The 695-nt window shown below is 43.2% G+C and carries 2 pseudogenes; both read right to left on the minus strand.

The window, feature by feature from the left end:
• Positions 1-185: pseudogene (locus U873_RS34665) on the minus strand (hypothetical protein); the annotation flags it as partial.
• A gap of 233 nt (positions 186-418) precedes the next feature.
• Positions 419-695, minus strand: a pseudogene (locus U873_RS36845) (hypothetical protein); the annotation flags it as partial.

Below are 695 nucleotides of genomic sequence, written 5' to 3' on the forward strand. Positions count from 1 at the left end.
GTGACGTAGAAATAGATATATTGGTTACCACGGTTGTAGCCCATTTCCGAGTCGGCTTCCTTGTCATCCAGGAAGACATTGAAACGTACCATCATTCCCACATTGCTAGGGCGAACGACGTATACCAATCCTTTGTCGGCAACTGCAGGTTTAGGTAGCGAGTACTGCGAGACTTCGGCTTGCATCTTTTCCATTGTTGGGGCTGAGGCACAGCCGTAAAGCAGCGTAATTGACAGAGCAGCGACCGCCTTGAAAATAGTTTTGATCATGTGAGTAGCCCTTTTATGATTGCGCAACAGGATCTCAGCCCTGTCCTAGTTGATACATCTCTTCCAACAAACGCTTTTCAAAAACTTACGACGCGATTTACCATATTTCACTGCACACGAAAACCACATACCATGACTTCAACACCGAATCACTTAAAACCTGTCTCAGCTAAAAAAAACGGACCTTCTTTTTCTGGTTCGAGATTAGAAAGCACACAAGTAACGCATTTAATATCATTCGGCAAACTCAAATATTCCATATTTACTACCGGCCTAACTATCAATTTATAGCTACCATCCTCATCAGCATCATGACTGAGCAACCCCTTCCTTGCCATACCAATAAATGAACGCAAATAAAGCTCGCGCTGGCAAGCATCATTAAACCGAGGAAGATTTTCCTCAATAACTTCAAAACCTACACTT

Origin of the sequence: Pseudomonas sp. PH1b (assembly GCF_000633395.1) — a bacterium.
GTDB lineage: Bacteria > Pseudomonadota > Gammaproteobacteria > Pseudomonadales > Pseudomonadaceae > Aquipseudomonas.